The organism is Micromonospora sp. NPDC002389 (assembly GCF_040296095.1).
In the GTDB taxonomy this organism is placed as follows: Bacteria; Actinomycetota; Actinomycetes; order Mycobacteriales; family Micromonosporaceae; genus Micromonospora.
Map to the genome: position 1 here is coordinate 1 of NZ_JBEOWP010000011.1, position 17,289 is coordinate 17,289.

Genomic DNA, 17,289 nt, shown 5'->3' on the forward strand with positions numbered 1-17,289 from the left:
ATTTTAAAATAAAATCCCCCAATAATAAACACCCCCCAGCTGCGGCCACCCCCCCGCCCCCCCCCACGCCCCGACGTACGCGCTGGTCACCCGGCGACCGGCTCGCCCTCCTCGGCGCCCCGGGCCTGCTCGGGCTTGACCGAACGCAACAGCACGCTGGCCACGTCGACCACCTCGACCTGGTCGCCGGCGCCCTTGCCGTTGACTCCGTCACTCAACATCGTCGAGCAGAACGGACAGCCGACCGCGACGGTCCTCGCGCCGGTGGACATGGCCTCCTCGACCCGATCCACATTGATCCGCTTGCCGATCCGCTCCTCCATCCACATGCGCGCGCCACCGGCGCCGCAGCAGAAGGAGCGCTCGCTGTTGCGCGGCATCTCGACCAGGCCGTCGTCCCCGCCGACGGCGCTGCCCAGCACCTCGCGCGGCGGGGTGAAGACCCGGTTGTGCCGGCCCAGGTAGCACGGGTCGTGGTAGGTGACACCACCGTCGACCGGCTGCACCGGGGTCAGCTTGCCGGTGGCGACCAGGTGCGCCAGCAACTGGGTGTGGTGCACCACCTCGAACTCGCCGCCGAGCTGGCCGTACTCGTTGCCCAGGGTGTTGAAGCAGTGCGGACAGGTCGCCACGATCTTCCGCTTGGCCTTCTCGCGGCCCTCGAACGCCTCGTTGAGCGTCTCCACGTTCTGCTGGGCGAGCATCTGGAAGACGAACTCGTTGCCGATTCGGCGGGCCGGGTCGCCGGAGCAGGTCTCGCCCTCACCGAGGATGGCGAACGAGACGCCCGCCTCGTTCAGCAGCGTGGCGACCGCCCGGGTGGTCTTCTTCGCCCGGTCCTCGAACGCACCGGCACAGCCCACCCAGAAGAGGTACTCGAAGTCCTCGACCTCGCCGACCCGGGGCACCTCGAAGTCGAGGCCCTTGGTCCAGTCCTCCCGGGTGTTCTGCGGCGCGCCCCAGGGGTTGCCCTTGTTCTCCAGGTTGCGCAGCATCACGCCGGCCTCGGAGGGGAAGTTCGACTCGATCAGCACCTGGTAGCGGCGCATGTCGACGATGTGGTCGACGTGCTCGATGTCCACCGGGCACTGCTCCACACAGGCGCCGCAGGTGGTGCACGACCAGAGCACGTCCGGGTCGATCACGCCGCCCGCCTCGGCGTCACCGATCAGCGGCTTCTCCGCCTCGGCGAGCGCCAGCACGTCGACGTGGGCGAGCTGCGCTGCGGTGGCCTTCTCCTCGCCGGTGAGGTCCTTGCCGCCGCCGGCCAGCAGATAGGGCGCCTTGGCGTACGCGTGGTCGCGCAGGCTGAGTACCAGCAGCTTCGGCGACAGCGGCTTGCCGGTGTTCCACGCCGGGCACTGCGACTGGCACCGGCCGCACTCGGTGCAGGTGCTGAAGTCCAGCAGGCCCTTCCAGGTGAACTGCTCGACGTGCGCGACGCCGAACTGATCCTTCTCCGGATCAGCCTCCTCGAAGTCGAGCGGCTTGCCCTCGCTCGTCATCGGCCGCAGCGGCCCGAGGCCGGAGCCGGACGCACCCGGCTTCCGCTTGAAGTAGATGTTCGGGAAGGCCAGGAAGCGGTGCCAGGCGACGCCCATGGTCACGTTCAGCGAGATCACGATGAGCCAGGTCATCGAGATCGCGATCTTGATGAGGGCGGCGACGCTGACCCCGGACTCCCAGTCCGGCAGCACCGAGCCGACCGCGTGACTCAGCGGGGTGGCCCAGGTCGGGTACTCGAAGTGGTCGGTGGCGACCTTGAAGCCACGGATCAGGAAGCCCATGACCAGGACGGCGAGGACGACGGCCTCGACGAAGTAGCCCTGCCACATGGTGGAGCCGGTGAACCGGGACCGGCGTCCGGCCTGACTCGGCCGGTTGGCCACCCGGATCGCGATCAGCACCACGATGCCGACGACACCGAGGATGCCGATCCACTCGGTGACCAGCCCATAGAGCGCCCAGCCACCGATCAGCGGCAACCCGGCGGTCGGCGACACCACCTCGAAGTACGCCTCAAGCACCAGCAGCGACAGCACGAGGAAGCCGACCATCACGAACCAGTGCGCGGCACCGACCACGCTCCAGCGGAGCATCCGGGTGTGCCCGGCCGTCTCCGCGAGCATGGTCTTCGTACGCGCGGCGTGGTCACCGGAGCGGGACGGGTCGGGCTGACCCAGCCGGATCACGGCGAACATCTTCGAGACCGCACGCACCGCAAGCCACACCGCCACGGCGGTGATGGCGGCCGCGAGGATCGTGGTGACGATCTGGACGCTGCCCATCGAGTTGGCCTCCCGGTCTGCTGCCTGTCGAGCGGCTCGGCGACCGGGGTCGGGGTGCGGTTGGTCACCCCAGGGTGCCGCACCTCGACCCGGATCGGTCGATGACCTCGGTCCACTCGGTCATGCGATGCAGCTTACGCGCAAGGTTACTCAACAGTAACGTGAGACTTCTCGCACCTGGGCCACGCCGCCCTGCGCACACCTTAGGAGGCCGCCGCCGAATCCGCTCGGGCGGGGCCTGCGCAGGTGGCCGTTGAGCAGGGAATCAGCGCCAGCGGGAGAGCAGGATCAGGGAGGCGACCATCGCGCCGAAGCCGACCGCGAGGTTCCAGTACCCCAGCTCCATGACCGGGTACTCCTGCTCGGACAGGTAGTAGACCACCAGCCAGGCGATGCCGAAGGCGATCAACGACACGGCCGTGGCGGGTAGCCAGACCGGGCTCGGCTTACGGGACGCCGATGTCGTCGTCGGGCGTACATCCGTGGGTGGGGTGTACACCTTCTTCTTGCGGACCTGAGACTTGGGCACGACGCTCTCCAGAGGGGTTACGACCTCGTCCGGCCTGACAACCGGGCGCGAGGGCGACGGTCCATGGCCAATAATGTTCGACAGCTAGCGTAGTCCGGAAGGCCCGTCCAATCCACGGATGAGGCCAGACCGATGCCCGGCATCGGCGAATCGGACGGGCGGGCGACCGTCGCTCCGCCGCACCCCACGGGTGCCGGAGCCGGAGGACAAGGGGGAACGGCCGTGGAGTACACGTCCGGCGCAGCGTCGTGGCAGAAGGCGCTGCGACGACTCGTCGCCGGGTTGCTGCCCCGCCGGCCGCGTCAGCGCCGTCCGGGCTGGTCGATCGGGGTACCGCTGATCGCCGCCGCGGCCGGCCTGCTCTTCACCACCACCGCCACCACCGCAGGCGGCACGAACCTGCGCGAGGACCGACGCCCCCAGCTCACCGAACTCATCGAGGACCGCCGCGCCCAGGTGGCGGCGAACGAGGAGCGCGCCGCGACGCTGCGCAAGGAGGTCGAGAGCCGTACGGCCGACCTCGCCGACTCGGACGGGCCGATCAGGGAGCAGCAGGAGCGCGGCACCGCCAGCCTCGCCACCGCCGGTTTCACCGAGCTGACCGGCTCGGGGATGACCGTCGTGCTCGACGACGCGCCCCGGCTCAACAACCTGCCCGACGGGGCCACCAACGACGACCTGGTCGTACACCAGGGTGACGTCCAGGCAGTGGTGAACGCGTTGTGGGCCGGTGGCGCCGAGGCCATGTCAATCATGAACGTCCGCGTCCTGGCGACCAGCGCGGTACGCTGCGTGGGTAACACCCTGCTGCTGCACGGCCGGGTGTACTCCCCTCCATTCAAGATCGTAGCAATTGGCGACCCTGCCGCGTTGCAGCAGGCTCTCGCCGCTTCCGAGGGAGTCCGGTGGTTCAGGGACGCGGTCGACAACTACCAGCTCGGCTACCAGGAGCTTCCCGGCACCGTCACCGTGCCCGCGTTCGAGGACTCCACCACCCTGCGGTCGGCGACGGTGCCGCAGTGAGCGCGCGGTGAGCCCGCACCCCGACGGCCGGCACCGCGACCAGGCCGACGAACAAACCGCCTTCCTGCCCAAGATCGAGCGGCCGGACCCGGCCACGCCGGACAGCCGCCACCCGGCCACGCCCGACAACCGTCGCGCCCCCACGACCGACACCCGCTCGTCGGCCGGGCCCGAGCGCCGTCCGCCGGTCTCGCCCGACACCCGGCCACCGGTCTCGCCCGACAATCGGCCGTCGGGGCCACCCGACACCCGGTCCGGGGAGCCCACCGGCCCGGCCGGTCGCTGGAACACCACGCCCGGCCGGTGGGACACCTCCGCCCCGGCGGGCAGTGGACCGGACCCTCGCTTCGGCGCAACGGCTCGCCAGGGTGACTCCGGAGCACCCGGTCGCACGGACGCCGCAACGAGCCAGGAGCGGTCGCCGGGTCGGTGGGGCCCGTCGCCGAGCGTGCCGCCGGTCGACGGACCCGGTCGACGGCAGAGCCCAGCCGGTGCCGGGCAGTGGAACGGCGTACCCCTGCCCTCCAGCGAGCCGGACATACCCGTCGAGCCGACCCCGTGGCGCGGGGCCTTCGAGGCTCGACGCCCCGCCGCGCCCGACGGCACCGCCCCCGGCGGTCCGGGGCCGCAGGCGAGCGGCCCGGGTACCTCCTCGGCCTGGTCCGGCGGGCAGCAGCCACGCCACTCGCCGCCCGGCGGCGCTCCGGCACGACCGGCGACCGGGCCGACCTGGCCGGACGCCGGGTCACCGCCGCACGGGGCCAGGTCCACGCACCCGGACGTTCCCGGCCTGTCCCCTGCGGGAAGCGGATCCGCACCCTCCGGGGCCGGCCAAGCCCGGCCGGACGCCAGCTCGGTGCGACCGGCCACCCCGCAGCCCGGTTACCCGCCCGCCCAGACTCCGCCTGCCGGACCGGGACAGCCGCCGTACGCCCGGCACGGTCGCGACCCGGCACAGGCGCGGCACGGTGCGCAGCCCGGGCAGGTCCCGCCGTCGGGGCCCGCCCGCCAGCAGCCCACCGCCCCGCAACACCCGGCACCGCAGCACCACCCGGCACCGCAGCACCACCCGACGTCGCAGCACCAACCGACGCCGCAGCACCCGACGCCGCAGCCCACGGGCCCGCAGCCGCCCCCAGCTTGGCGGACGGATAACCGGGACGGTCGCGACGCCCCGCCCTCGGGGCAGCCCACCGAGCAGAGCTGGTCGGGTGAAGGGCCGACGGCACTGATGCCGGCGATCGGCGGCCCGGTCCGCTCCGCCGCCTCCCCGACCGGCGGCACGCCCCCGTCGTCGCCGACCGGCGGGGCTGCCACGCCCTCTGCGACCGGCGGCACGCCCTCGTCGCCGACGCGCGGTGCCTCGGCATCGTCGCCGACCGGCAGCACCCCCGCAGCGTCGCCGACCGGCAGCACCCCGGCGTTGTCGCCGAGCGGCGGGGCCTCCGCCGGCTCCCGGTCGGACGGTCGGCCGCCGGCCGACCCGGGTGCCACCGCCCTCATCCCCGCGATCACCGGCCCCCGGCCGAGCACCCCGCCCGCGATGGACTCCACCGCCCTGATGGGGGCCGTGCCCCGACCGCCGAAGACCGACGACCCCGCTGACGGTGCCGGCCCGGGTGCCGAGCCTCCCAAGCCGCGACGGGGTGACCGGGTGGTGCAGCTCCGGCCGCACCAGACCGGTGAGGGCTACAAGAGCGTCTACTCCGAGCTGACCCGGCCGTCCGCGTGGTCCCGGGTCCGCACCGGCCTGCGGTTCAGCGGGGAGCTGCTGATCACCTTCGGCCTGGTGGTGCTCCTCTTCGCCGGCTACGAGATCTGGGGCAAGTCGGCGATCGTCGACGCGCACCAGGGCGAGCTGAGCCAGCAGCTCGCGCAGGCATGGGGGCCCGAGGGCGACCCGACGGTGGCCCCGTCGGCCAGTGCCTCGCCGTCCGCGTCCCCGAAACCACCGGTCAACGGCAAGCCGATCGCCGGGCTCTACATCCCCAAGTTCGACAAGGAGTGGATCGTCGTCGAGGGTGTCCGCCAGGAGGACATCCGGTACGCGCCGGGCCACTACCCGGACAGCGCCCTGCCCGGTCAGGTCGGCAACTTCTCCGTGGCCGGGCACCGCAACCGGGCCACCTTCTGGCGACTGGACGAGCTGCGCGACGGTGACGCCATCGTGGTCGAGGGCCGCAACGAGTGGTACGTCTACCAGGTCACCGAGAACCACATCGTGAAGCCGTCCCAGGTGGAGGTGGTCGCGCCCGTACCGGGGCGGCCGGGGGTCCGGCCGTCCAAGCGGATGCTGACTCTGACCACCTGCAATCCCAAGTTCGACAACTACGAGCGGTTGATCGTCCACGCCGAGTTGACCCGTACGCAGCCGAAGGCCGAGGGGCGCCCGGCGGAGCTGGGAGCCTGACGATGTACGGCTGGATCTGGCGCAAGCTGCCCTTCGGGTTGCCCGGCAAACTCGTCGGCAGCCTGCTGCTCGCCACCACCATGGTGGCGCTGCTCTGGTACGTGGTCTTCCCCTGGGCCGGGCCGCTGCTCCCGTTCACCGGGGAGGACGTCCAGGTCACCCAGCAGGACGACGGTCCCGGCGTACCCGGCAGCGACGTGGTGCCCGGCGAGGACCCGCTGGACGACGCCCCGCCCGGTGACGAGCACGACCTGCCGTACGACACCGACCGGAACAACACCCCGCCGCCGAACGAAGACGAGTGAGGCCGATGCGCGTCCTGGTGATCGACAACTACGACTCGTTCGTCTTCAACCTGGTGCAGTACCTCGGCCAGCTCGGCGTCGAGTGCGAGGTGCGGCGCAACGACGAGATCGACGTGGCGGAGGTGGGCCGGGTCGGTGCCGACGGCATCCTGCTCTCGCCCGGACCGGGCAGTCCCGACCGGGCCGGCATCTGCCTCGACGTGATCCGCCGGTACGCGGGCGAGATCCCGATCTTCGGCGTCTGCCTCGGTCATCAGGCGATCGGCGAGGCGTACGGGGCCACCGTCGCCCGCGCCCCGGAGCTGCTGCACGGCAAGACCTCGGAGGTACGCCACGACTCGGTCGGCGTACTCGCCGGACTGCCCGACCCGTTCACCGCGACCCGCTACCACTCCCTCGCCGTCCTGCCCGAGACGCTGCCGGCGGAGCTGGAGGTGACCGGTCGGACGGAGTCCGGCGTGGTGATGGCGATGCGGCACCGGACGCTGCCGATCGAGGGCGTGCAGTTCCACCCGGAGTCGGTGCTCACCGAGGGCGGCCACCTGATGCTGGCGAACTGGCTGGCCGGCTGCGGCTACCGGGAGGCGCTGGACCGTGCCCCTGCGCTGGCCGCCGAGGTCGACACCCGCCGCCGCGCCGCCTTCGCCACCACCTGACACCGATCCGCCCGACACAGCGAAACGGTCACCGACGAAGCGCGTCCGTGACGCTCGGGTCGGCGGGCGAGCTGACCGCAGGTGGTCGGCGGCGAACCGCGTCCAGGACCGCCTTGCCGCTGGCCAGGTAGTCACGGGCCGCCTTCTGCGCCAGCAGGCTCGATCCGCAGCCGGTGCAGCGGGCGACGACCCCGTCGGTGTCGATGCCGAGGTGTCGGCAGAGCGTCACGGCACGGTCCAGGTGGTAGGACTGCGTGACGATCAGGGCCCGCTCGATCCCGTAGACGTCCCGTGCCCGCAGGCAACTGTCGTACGTGTCGAGGCCGTGCGGGTCGGTGACGACGCGCTGCGGGTCGACACCGAGCGGCCCGGTCAGGTGCTCGGCCATCGCCGCCGGCTCGTCCCCGGACGTTCCGCCGCCGTCACCCGACACCAGCACCACCCGGGCCCGCCCGCTCTGCACCAGCTCGGCGGCGGTCTCCAGGCGTCCGGCGAGCCGGATGCCGGGTCGCTGTCCGTTCTCGGTGACCGCCGTGCCCAGGACGATCACCACGTCGGCGCTCGGCGCGTCGGCCTCGGTAAAGACGTGTCCGCGCGCGGACACCGTCGTCCAGAGCCACGGCACGCTCACCAGCAGCAGTGCGACGGCGACGAGGGCGGCGACCCGGATCAGGCGGCGCCGCCACCGCACCGGGGCGGCGGCCGGGGCCGGGTCGGTCACTCGCCGGGGAACCGGAACGGCGGGAAGCCCGGCGTCGGCATGACCTGGCCGCCGCCACCGCCACCGCTGCCACCACCGTCGTCGTCCTCATCCGGCGGCGGGGTGGTCGGCGGGGTACCGGTCGGCGGCGTCTGCGACGGCTCCGGGTCCTCTTCCTCCTCCTCGACGGAGATGGTGATCGTCACCCGGCTGCCCTTGGTGCGCTGGCTGTTGGCGTTCGGGTCCTGGTTGAGCACCCGACCGGCCTGGTCCGCAGGCACCGCACGACCGGTCTGGACCCGGACCTCGAAGCCCGCGTCCCGCAGCCTCTTCCGCGCTTCGTCCTCGGTGAGGTTCGCGACGTCAGGCACCCGGACCACGTTGCCCCTGGAGACGGTGAGAGTGACCTTGGTCCCCTCCTCCACCCGCTCGCCCGCGCCCGGATCGATCGCCAACACCTGGCCCTCGGGCGCGGCGTTGTCGTCCTGCTTGACCTCCACGTCGAGCTTCAGATCCTCAAGCTGCTGCTCGGCGAACTCACGGGTGCCACCGACCACGGACGGGATGGTCACCACCGGCTTCCCGTCGCAGATCTGCACGGTCACCGTGCTGTTCGGCTCCACCCGCTCGCCTGCGGCCGGGGTCTGGCTGACCACGGCGCCCTTCGTGCAGTCGGAGGCGAGGACGGGGTCGCCGAGCGCCGCGTTGAGCCCGTTCTGCTCGATCTGGGCGAACGCGTCCTGCTGGCTGAGCCCGGTGAGGGTGGGCACCGGGGTTTCCTCGTCGTCGCGCTGGTTCAGCAGCAGCGCGGCGACCAACGCGATCACCGCGAGCACGCCGAGCGCGGCGAACATGGCGATCAGCCAGGACGAGGCGCGCCGCTGGCGCGGGTCGCCGACCCGGGCGGGGATCTGTCGCGTCTGGGTGGCACCTGCCGCACCCGACGAGTAGCCCGGGGACGGGGCCATCGCCACGGTCTCGTCCTCGCGCAGCACCGGCGTCGCCATCACCGGGCGACCGGCCGCCGCCCGGAGCATGTCGGCACGCATCTCGCCGGCGCTCTGGTAACGGTTGAGCGGGTTCTTGGACAGCGCCTTGAGCACGATCGCGTCGACCGCCGGGTTGACGTCCGGGTTCAGGTCGCTCGGCGTCGGCGGAGTCTCCCGCACGTGCTGGTACGCGACGCTGACCGGGCTGTCGCCGACGAACGGCGGGTGGCCGCAGACCAGCTCGAAGAGGACGCAGCCGGCGGCGTACACGTCGGAGCGGGCGTCCACGGCCTCGCCGCGCGCCTGCTCGGGAGAGAGGTACTGGGCGGTGCCGATGACCGCGCTGGTCTGCGTCATCGTGGTGGCACCGCTGGCCAGGGCCCGAGCGATACCGAAGTCCATCACCTTGACCTGGCCGGTCTGGGTGAGCATCACGTTGCCGGGCTTGATGTCGCGGTGGATGATGCCGTGCCGGTGGCTGAACTCCAGCGCCGCGCAGATGTCGGCGGAGATCTCCAGCGCCCGACGGGGCTGTAGCCGGCCCTCGGCGCCGAGCACCTCCTTGAGGGTCCGCCCGTTGACGAACTCCATCACGATGAACGGCAGGGTTTCGCCGGTCGGCGCCTGTTCCTCACCCGTGTCGTAGACCGCGACGATGGCCGGGTGGTTGAGCGAGGCGGCGTTCTGCGCCTCCCGCCGGAAACGCATCTGGAAGGTGGCGTCCCGAGCCAGGTCGGTCCGGAGCATCTTGATCGCGACGTCCCGACCGAGACGCAGGTCGCGACCGCGATGCACCTCGGCCATGCCGCCATATCCGAGCAGCTCGCCGACCTGGTACCTGCCACCGAGCAGGCGGGCCTGCGCTGTCATCGCGTCCGTCGTCCTTCACTCGTCGTCGTCTCGTGGCTGCCCGCGCGGGGCTGATCCAGTCGACGGTACGCCGTACCGGCCGGATCGTCTCGTCCGTCGTGCCAGGGCACGACGGACGACACCGTTTGCACGGGAACCCCGACCGGCAGGTCGGCGCTCTGGTTCATCCGCAGGCTGTAGGAAATCACGCCGGAACAGAGCAGGACCAGTACGCCCAGCATCACTGCCAGAAACAGGACTCCGGAGCGCGACCGCCCGGGCACCTGCTGTGGCGGGGCCGGTCGTGGCTGGTAGCCGGGCGGCGCGGCGGCGGCATGCGGGTAGTTGTTGGGTGGTGGCATCGGTCGACCCGCCGGCATCGCCGGCACGGCCGGAGCGACAGTCGTGGGGCGCAGTGGTTGCGCCGCCGGGGGGCGGGCCGCCATCGGCGACACCGGCGGCCGGTGGTTCACGGCCGGTCGGTGCCCGGGAGGTGTCGAGTGCGGTGCCGCCGGAGGACGGGGCGGCTGCGGCGTCGGCACCTGGGCGCGTCCCGGAGCCGGCGATGCGGGGGCGGCCGAGATCGGGTTGGCGTTCTGCCCACCCGCACGCGCCTGCTGGGACAGCGCCGTCTTGAGCTGCCGGGCCACCCCGGCCAGCGCGGCGGCGCTCTGCCAGCGATCCTTCGGGTCCTTCGCCATGGCCCGCTCCACCAGGGCGCAGACCTGCGGCGGGATGTCGGACGGCAACTGTCGCGGGGTCTCCCGCACGTGCCGCATGGCGATGTCGAGCGGGTTGTCGCCCTCAAAGGGCCGGCGGCCGGCGAGACACTGGTACGCGACCACGCCGAGGGCGTACACGTCCGAGGCGGGGGTGGCGACCTGGCCGGTGGCCTGCTCGGGCGAGATGTACGAGGCGGTGCCGAGCACCGAACCGGCGGCGGTGAGCTGGCCGACGAGTTCCGAGCGGGCGATGCCGAAGTCGGTCAGCACCAGCGTGCCGTTCGGCCGGACCAGCAGGTTGCCGGGCTTCACGTCCCGGTGCACGATCCCCTTGAGGTGGGCCGCGTGCAGCGCGTCGGCGGCCTGCGCCACCAACGCCATCGTCCGGGCCGGGGTGAGTCGACCGACCCGGCTCAGCGTGGCCGAGAGCGGGTCGCCCTCCACGTACTCCATCACCAGGAAGGCGATCTGCTGGTCGTTGCCGAAGTCGTAGACGTCGACCACACCCGGGTGGTTGATCGTCGCCATGGTGCGGGCCTCGCCCCGGAACCGCTCGGCGAAACCGGGCTCGTCCAGCAGCGCCGGGAGCAGGCTCTTCACCGCGACGGTACGGCCGAGCACCTGGTCCAGGCCACGCCAGACGTCGCCCATGCCACCGCTGGCGATGCGCTCGTCGAGACGGTAGCGGTTACCGAGCTGAACTCCCGGACTGAGCATGTCAACGCCCCCCACGGTCGGCGATGACGGCGCGCATGATCTGCCCGGAGATCCGGGCCGCCTCTGCGCTGCCGCCGCTGCCGGCCTCTTCGAGCAGCACGCAGACCGCCGAGACCGGTTCCCCGTTGGAGTCGATGGCGAAACCGATGAACCAGCCGTGGTCGGGCCGGTCGGGCGCCGACTGGGCGGTACCCGTCTTGCCGCCCACGGTGTAGCCGTTGATCCGTGCGGAACGGGCGGTGCCGTTCTCCACCACGCTGACCATCATGTCCCGCAGGTCGGCGGCGACCTCACGGCTGACCGGGCGGCGCAGTTCACGCGGCTGGGCCGGGTCGTAGACGGTGGTGCGGTCCGGTCCGAGGAGCTGGCGTACCAGGTAGGGCCGCATCTGGCTGCCCTGGTTGGCGACCGCTGCGGCGATCATCGCCCCTTCCAGGGGGCTCATCCGCACGTCGCGCTGCCCGATGGAGGACTGGGCCAGCGCCGCCGGGTCGGCCCCGCCGTCGGGGTTCTGCATGTCGCCGGTACGGCTGGCCGCCACCGCCTGGCCGCCCTCGCCGAGCCGGCCGACGGTCAGGTCCTCCTGCTCGAACCCGAACTGCCGGGCCTTCTCCTTGATCACGTCCGGACCGAGCTGCACACCGAGCTTGGCGAAACCGGTGTTGCAGGAGTCGGTGACCGCCTTCATCAGGGTGACCTGGGACTGCGGGCAGATCGACGGCACCGCGTTGGTGATCGCCTCGCCGGAGGTCGGCGGGGTGTAGCTGGGCCCGGCCGGGATGTTGGTGTCCTTGCCGATCCCGTTCTCCAGCGCGGCGGCGGCCACCACCATCTTGAACGTGGAGCCCGGCGGCAGCACCTCGGCCAGCGCCCGGTTGCGCAGCGGACGCTGCGGGTCCTGCTCCAGCTCGTTGTACGCCTTGGTCGCCTCGCTGGTGTTGTGGCTGGCCAGCGGGTTCGGGTCGAAGCTGGGCATGGAGACCAGCGCCTGCACCGCCCCGGTCTTCGGGTCGATGGCGATCGCCGCGCCCTTCTTCACCCCCCGGTTGTTGTTGCGCATCTGGTCGTACGCGACGTCCTGGGCACCCTTGGAGAGGGTGAGCAGCACGTTTCCGCCGGCGGTGCGGTCGCCGGTGAACATGTCCTTGATCCGGTTGGCGATGAGCTGGTCGCTGGTGCCGGCGAGGAAGTCGTTCTCGGAGCGCTCGATCCCGGTGTCACCGAGGTTGACCGGCTTGTAGCCGAGCACGTGGGCGTACTTCGCCCCGCCCGGATAGGTCCGCAGGAACTTCAGCTCGCCCTCGGTCTCCTTGCTGACCGCCAGGGCGGTGCCGCCCGCCTCGATGTTGCCGCGACGGCGCTCGTACTCGGCGACCTGGACCCGGCCGTTGTAGTCGCTGGTGCGGTACTCGTCGGCCTTGTACGCCTGGATCCAGTTCAGGTTGGCGAAGAGCAGGGCGAACAGGACGATGACGACGACGCCGACCCGGCGCAGGGGTGCGTTCACGGCTTGATCACCTCCGTGGGGGCACCGTGCAGTTGCTCGGGCGGCCCGCCGGACGGACGGTTCACCTTGCCGCCGACCCCGGTCACCGGGCGGCGCCCGGCGTCGGAGACCCGCAGCAGCACCGCGACCAGCAGCCAGTTCGCCATCAGCGAGGAGCCACCGGCGGAGAGGAACGGGGTGGTCTGACCGGTCAGCGGGATGAGCCCGCTGATGCCGCCGACGATCACGAAGACCTGGAGCGCGAGGGTGAAGGCCAGGCCACCGGCGAGCAGCTTGCCGAAGGAGTCGCGGACGGCGATGGCGGCCCGCAGCCCGCGCTCCACGATCAGCAGATAGATCACCAGCAGCGCGGAGAGACCGAACAGGCCGATCTCCTCACCGATGCCGGCGAAGATGAAGTCGTTCTGCACCTCCGGCAGCAGCAGCGGTTGACCGCCGCCCGGTCCGGCGCCGAACATCCCGCCGGTGCCGAGCGCGAGCAGCCCCTGCACCAACTGGTAGCCGGAGTCGTACGGCTCGGCGAACGGGTCGAGCCAGATCTCCGCCCGCACGTAGAAGTTCGCGAACGGTCCACCGAACTGCTCCCCGAGCACGTACGCGAGGTAGGCACCGCCGAAGAAGAGGACCAGACCGATGAGCAGCCAACTGACCCGTTCGGTGGCGATGTACACCGTCGCCACGAACATGCCGAAGTAGAGCAGCGAGGTGCCGAGGTCCTTCTCGAAGATCAGGACCAGCAGGCTGATCACCCAGACCACCAGCACCGGGCCCAGGTCGCGACCGCGTGGGAAGTCGATGCCGAGGAACCGGTGGCTGGCCAGCGAGAGCACCTCGCGCTTGCGGACCAGGTAGTAGGCGAAGAAGACCAGCAGGGCGAGCTTGGCGAACTCACCGGGCTGGATGGAGAAGCTGCCGATCCGGACCCAGAGCTTGGCACCGTTGATCTCGGAGATGCTGGCCGGCAGCACGGCCGGCAGCATGACCAGCACGATGCCGGCCAGGCCCAGGGTGTACGCGTACCGGGAGATCGAGCGGTGGTCGCGCATGATGGCCAGCAGCCCGGCGGCGAGGATCACCGAGACCAGCGTCCAGGCCAACTGCCGCCCGCCGGTGCCAGCGAAGGTGGCCATGTCGACCCGGTCCTCGGGGGCCGCCCGGGCCAGGTCCAGCCGGTGCAGGAAGCCGACGCCGAGCCCGTTGAGCAGGGCCACCGCCGGCAGCAGGGCCGGGTCGGCGAAGGGTGCCAGGAACCGGATCACCAGGTGCATGCCGAGGAACACCGCGGTGAGCGCGGCGGCCGGCACCCAGAAGGTCGGGGTGACCGTGTCGAGCACGTTCGCCTCGACCATCGCCCCGTACGCCGCGACCAGGGCCATCGCCAGCAACAGCAGCGACAGCTCGGCGTTACGCCGGGACCGGGCCTGGCGTACGCCGGAACGCTCGCCCGCACTGGCGGGCGAGGTTGCCGGGGTGGCCGCTGCGGTCACGATCGTCCTCGGTTCGAGTGCCGGTGCCTACTCGGGCGACCGGCAGGCCGCCGGGTCGACGGTGGGCGAGAAGGTGTCGGGCGGGGCGTCGGGCGTACCGGTGGGCAGGATCGCCGCCCCGTTGTCGGACGGGCGTACCGGTGGGGTCGCGGAGGCGCCCGTGGGGGAGACCGACACGCTGCCGACCGGGCTCGGCGAGCCGCTCGGCGCTTGCGGTGCCGGCGAGGGTGCGCCCGCGTCGGGAGTCGGACTCGGGGTCGGGCTCGTGGTGGGCGGGCAGATCGGCTTGAGGTTGACGTTGGTGGGGCTGTCCACCGTCAGCTCGGCCAGCCGGCGTTCCGCGTCCGGCTCGCTCTTGGCCGGAATGCCCTGCTTGACCTGCTCCTGCGCGGCGAGGGTGAGATCGTCGAGCTGGGCGCTGCTCTCGGAGTGGACCGTGGAGAGGTCCATCCCGGCGATCTGGCCCTGGATGCCACGGAACACGGCCACCTGGCCGTCCTGCGTGGCGCCGACGTAGTACTGCCGCTGGGTGTAGGTGTACCCGCCGTAGAGGCTGCCGCCGAGGATCACCGCCAGGGCGGTCGTCATCGCCAGCGCGCGCAGCGGGCGACGACGGGCCTCCGGCTCGTCGTCGGCGTTGCCGGCGGGCTCCTCCGGAACGGCCGGGCGGGGGGCGGAGAGCGCCGAGGCCCGGGCGGCCGGGGTGGAGACGTCGGCAGAGGTCGCCATGCCACGGTCGCGGGCCGCCGCACCGCCGACGATCGGCGCCGCCTCGACGATGTCCCGGTCGGTGGCGTCCGCGATGATCACCGTGATGTTGTCCGGTCCGCCGCCGCGCAGGGCGAGTTGCACGAGTCGCTCGACGCACTGCTGCGGATCGGTGTACTCGCGCATGGTCTCGGCGATCGTCTCCGCACTGACCACGCCGGAGAGTCCGTCGGAGCAGATCAGGTAGCGGTCACCGGTGAGCACCTGGCGCACGGAGTACTCGGGGTCGATGTCCCGGCCGTCCAGGGCCCGGGTGAGCAGCGAGCGCTGGGGGTGACTGCTCGCCTCCTCCGGGCTGATCCGGCCTTCGTCGACGAGCATCTGGACGTAGGTGTCGTCCTTGGTGATCTGCGCGAACTCGCCGTCGCGCAGGAGATAGGCCCGCGAGTCGCCGATGTGGACCATGCCCAGCTTGCTGCCGGAGAAGAGGGTCGCGGTGAGCGTGGTGCCCATCCCCTCCAGCTGTGGGTTGGCCTCCACGGTGTCGCGGAGCTGCTGGTTGGCGGTGCTCACGGCGGAACGCAACGCGTCGACGAGGGCGTCACCGGGGACGTCCTCGTCGAGCGGCGCCATGGCACCGATGACGATGTTGCTGGCGACGTCACCGGCGGCCATGCCGCCCATGCCGTCGGCGACGGCGAGAAGCCGCGGTCCGGCGTAGACGGAGTCCTGGTTACCGTCACGGATCAGACCGCGGTCGCTGTGGGCCGCATAGCGCAGGGTCAGAGTCATGGCCGTAATTCGAGAGAGGTGCGGCCGATCCGGATCGGCACGCCGAGGGGAACGGGGGTCGGTCCGGTGACCTTAGCGCGATCGAGGTACGTCCCGTTAGTCGAGCCGAGATCCTCGACGAACCACTGCCCGTCGCGCGGTACGAGTCGGGCGTGTCGCGCGGAGGCGTAGTCGTCGGTGATGACGAGGGTGGAGTCCTCGGCCCGACCGATGGTTATCTGCGCCTCGCCCAGCGTGATCCGGGTGCCGGCCAGTTGTCCCGCGGTCACCACGAGCTGGTGTGCCGCCCGTCCCCGCTTCACCTTCGCCGGCTTCGCCGTCGCCTGACCGGTCGAGGCGCCGACCGCCCGGGGTGCGGCCACCAGCCGACCCGAACGGGCCCCCGCGAACAGGTCCCGACGGATGACGCCGACCACCGTGAACACGAAGATCCACAACAGGACGAGGAATCCGAACCGGGCGACGGTGATGACGAGTTCCGGCAAGGCGGGTCAGCCGTCCACGCGGAAGGTCAGGGTGGTCGTGCCGAGCTGGATCATGTCGCCGGGGTTCAGCGCCACGGCGGAGACCCGCTGGCCGTTGACCATCGTGCCGTTGGTCGAGCCGAGATCGGTCAGCACGACCTGGCCGCCGTCGAAGTCCAGCCGGGCGTGTCGCCGGGAGATGCCGACGTCGGGCAGACGCAGGTTGGCCTGGTCGCCCCGACCGATCACGGTCGAGCCCATCTGGAGCGGGTAGGTGCGGCCGTCACCGGAGACCAGCCGGACGTTGCGGCCACCACCGTGCCCCTGCGGGGGGCCGTAGCCGCCGCCCTGGTCGTACGAGGGGTATCCGGGCGGGCCGGCGTCGTACCCGCCGCCGGGCGCCGAGACCGGGGCGACCTCGCCCCCGGTGTAGACCTCGGCGGTGACCCGGAACATGCCGGTGTCCAGCCCTTCACCGCGCTCGATCTCGACGATCACGTCGCCGTAGACCGTCCAGGCCTGCTCGCCGATGAACTCCGCCTGCGACTGGGCCAACTCCTGGGCCAGCGCGGCGGCGTACGGCGCCAGCCGACTGTGGTCGTAGGGCGAGAGATCGATCACGTAGCGGTTCGGCACCAAGGTGCGCCCACCGGCCAGGATGGCCTTGTGCGCCTCGGCCTCCCGCTGCATGGCGTTGAGGATCTCCACGGGGTGCACGACCCCCTTGAAGACCTTGGCGAAGGCCCCTTCGACCAGGCCTTCCAGACGCTTCTCGAAGCGTTGCAGCACGCTCACCGGCTCCTCCTCGAGTCCCGAGGACATGATGGTATCCGTCCAGAGCGCACGCAGCTCACACGCCGCTCGGCCCGCAGGCCACGGCCCGTTCGGACGGCCTCGGATCGTCGTGCTACTCTTTCGTCCGCCACGAACGGTAACCGCTGGAAGCAGCGAATGCCATTCGCGGTCACGACCGAGGGTCACGTAGCATTGCCGAGGTCCGCCGGAGACGGTGGAGCCGGCCAGGGCTACGCTGTCCGAGGTCATGCCACGGGGAAGTGGCGGAATGGCAGACGCGCACGGTTCAGGTCCGTGTGCCCGAAAGGGCGTGGGGGTTCAACTCCCCCCTTCCCCACCACAGACGAG

General features: G+C 71.5%; 14 protein-coding genes and 1 tRNA gene. 5 read left to right on the forward strand and 10 right to left on the reverse strand.

All coding sequences use genetic code 11. The features are described from left to right. Positions 1–86 precede the first annotated feature (86 nt). Positions 87–2,288 (reverse strand): (Fe-S)-binding protein, encoded by a 2,202-nt coding sequence (locus tag ABT008_RS20895; protein ID WP_350697904.1) that lies wholly within the window; start codon positions 2,286–2,288, stop codon positions 87–89. A gap of 265 nt (positions 2,289–2,553) precedes the next feature. After that, positions 2,554–2,817: a cell division protein CrgA gene (locus ABT008_RS20900; protein WP_350697905.1), complete on the reverse strand. Its 264-nt coding sequence runs from the start codon at positions 2,815–2,817 to the stop codon at positions 2,554–2,556. Positions 2,818–3,039: 222 nt separating this feature from the next. On the opposite strand from ABT008_RS20900, the gene ABT008_RS20905 reads away from it, so the two are divergent. The 4 genes from ABT008_RS20905 (at position 3,040) to ABT008_RS20920 (ending at position 7,211) form a co-directional block, all read left to right on the forward strand. Further along, positions 3,040–3,840 carry a DUF881 domain-containing protein gene (locus tag ABT008_RS20905; protein WP_350697906.1) on the forward strand — a complete coding sequence of 267 codons (801 nt, stop codon included), beginning with the start codon at positions 3,040–3,042 and terminating at the stop codon, positions 3,838–3,840. A gap of 538 nt (positions 3,841–4,378) precedes the next feature. Further along, on the forward strand, positions 4,379–6,250 hold the full coding sequence (locus ABT008_RS20910; protein ID WP_502890482.1) for a class E sortase: 1,872 nt from the start codon (positions 4,379–4,381) through the stop codon (positions 6,248–6,250). Between the two features lie 2 nt (positions 6,251–6,252). Next, positions 6,253–6,555 carry a hypothetical protein gene (locus tag ABT008_RS20915; protein ID WP_350697907.1) on the forward strand — a complete coding sequence of 101 codons (303 nt, stop codon included), beginning with the start codon at positions 6,253–6,255 and terminating at the stop codon, positions 6,553–6,555. A 5-nt stretch (positions 6,556–6,560) separates the two neighbouring features. Continuing rightward, the gene (locus tag ABT008_RS20920; RefSeq protein WP_350697908.1) at positions 6,561–7,211 is read left to right on the forward strand and encodes an aminodeoxychorismate/anthranilate synthase component II; all 651 of its coding nucleotides are present in this window, start codon (positions 6,561–6,563) and stop codon (positions 7,209–7,211) included. A gap of 28 nt (positions 7,212–7,239) precedes the next feature. Here ABT008_RS20920 and ABT008_RS20925 read toward each other — a convergent pair whose 3' ends face one another. The 8 genes from ABT008_RS20925 to ABT008_RS20960 are packed head-to-tail and all read right to left on the reverse strand — an operon-like array spanning position 7,240 to position 16,968. Continuing rightward, entirely contained in the window at positions 7,240–7,932 is a 693-nt protein-coding gene (locus ABT008_RS20925; RefSeq protein WP_350697909.1) for a SanA/YdcF family protein, read from the reverse strand. After that, positions 7,929–9,770: a Stk1 family PASTA domain-containing Ser/Thr kinase gene (gene pknB, locus ABT008_RS20930; RefSeq protein ID WP_350697910.1), complete on the reverse strand. Its 1,842-nt coding sequence runs from the start codon at positions 9,768–9,770 to the stop codon at positions 7,929–7,931. The genes ABT008_RS20925 and pknB overlap by 4 nt, the downstream gene beginning before the upstream one ends. Next, on the reverse strand, positions 9,767–11,188 hold the full coding sequence (locus ABT008_RS20935; RefSeq protein WP_350697911.1) for a serine/threonine-protein kinase: 1,422 nt from the start codon (positions 11,186–11,188) through the stop codon (positions 9,767–9,769). The genes pknB and ABT008_RS20935 overlap by 4 nt, the downstream gene beginning before the upstream one ends. A gap of 1 nt (position 11,189) precedes the next feature. Then, entirely contained in the window at positions 11,190–12,695 is a 1,506-nt protein-coding gene (locus ABT008_RS20940) for a peptidoglycan D,D-transpeptidase FtsI family protein (protein ID WP_350697912.1), read from the reverse strand. Continuing rightward, positions 12,692–14,182 (reverse strand): FtsW/RodA/SpoVE family cell cycle protein, encoded by a 1,491-nt coding sequence (locus tag ABT008_RS20945; protein WP_350697913.1) that lies wholly within the window; start codon positions 14,180–14,182, stop codon positions 12,692–12,694. Before ABT008_RS20945 ends, ABT008_RS20940 begins: the two co-directional genes overlap by 4 nt. Positions 14,183–14,209: 27 nt before the next feature. Then, positions 14,210–15,682 (reverse strand): PP2C family protein-serine/threonine phosphatase, encoded by a 1,473-nt coding sequence (locus tag ABT008_RS20950; RefSeq protein ID WP_350697914.1) that lies wholly within the window; start codon positions 15,680–15,682, stop codon positions 14,210–14,212. Then, the gene (locus ABT008_RS20955) at positions 15,679–16,167 is read right to left on the reverse strand and encodes an FHA domain-containing protein FhaB/FipA (protein WP_111242783.1); all 489 of its coding nucleotides are present in this window, start codon (positions 16,165–16,167) and stop codon (positions 15,679–15,681) included. Before ABT008_RS20955 ends, ABT008_RS20950 begins: the two co-directional genes overlap by 4 nt. A 6-nt stretch (positions 16,168–16,173) precedes the next feature. Further along, the gene (locus tag ABT008_RS20960; protein ID WP_350697915.1) at positions 16,174–16,968 is read right to left on the reverse strand and encodes an FHA domain-containing protein; all 795 of its coding nucleotides are present in this window, start codon (positions 16,966–16,968) and stop codon (positions 16,174–16,176) included. A 227-nt stretch (positions 16,969–17,195) separates the two neighbouring features. Between ABT008_RS20960 and ABT008_RS20965 the strand changes: the two genes are divergently transcribed. Further along, a tRNA-Leu gene (locus ABT008_RS20965) sits at positions 17,196–17,281 on the forward strand. The last annotated feature ends 8 nt before the right edge of the window (positions 17,282–17,289 follow it).

Bases quoted from the DNA above. Each gene is read 5' to 3' on its own strand.
- pknB (WP_350697910.1), bottom strand. From the start codon at position 9,770: ATGACAGCGCAGGCCCGCCTGCTCGGTGGCAGGTACCAGGTCGGCGAG.
- ABT008_RS20950 (WP_350697914.1), bottom strand. From the start codon at position 15,682: ATGACTCTGACCCTGCGCTATGCGGCCCACAGCGACCGCGGTCTGATC.
- ABT008_RS20960 (WP_350697915.1), bottom strand. From the start codon at position 16,968: ATGTCCTCGGGACTCGAGGAGGAGCCGGTGAGCGTGCTGCAACGCTTC.
- ABT008_RS20935 (WP_350697911.1), bottom strand. From the start codon at position 11,188: ATGCTCAGTCCGGGAGTTCAGCTCGGTAACCGCTACCGTCTCGACGAG.
- ABT008_RS20915 (WP_350697907.1), top strand. From the start codon at position 6,253: ATGTACGGCTGGATCTGGCGCAAGCTGCCCTTCGGGTTGCCCGGCAAA.
- ABT008_RS20920 (WP_350697908.1), top strand. From the start codon at position 6,561: ATGCGCGTCCTGGTGATCGACAACTACGACTCGTTCGTCTTCAACCTG.
- ABT008_RS20895 (WP_350697904.1), bottom strand. From the start codon at position 2,288: ATGGGCAGCGTCCAGATCGTCACCACGATCCTCGCGGCCGCCATCACC.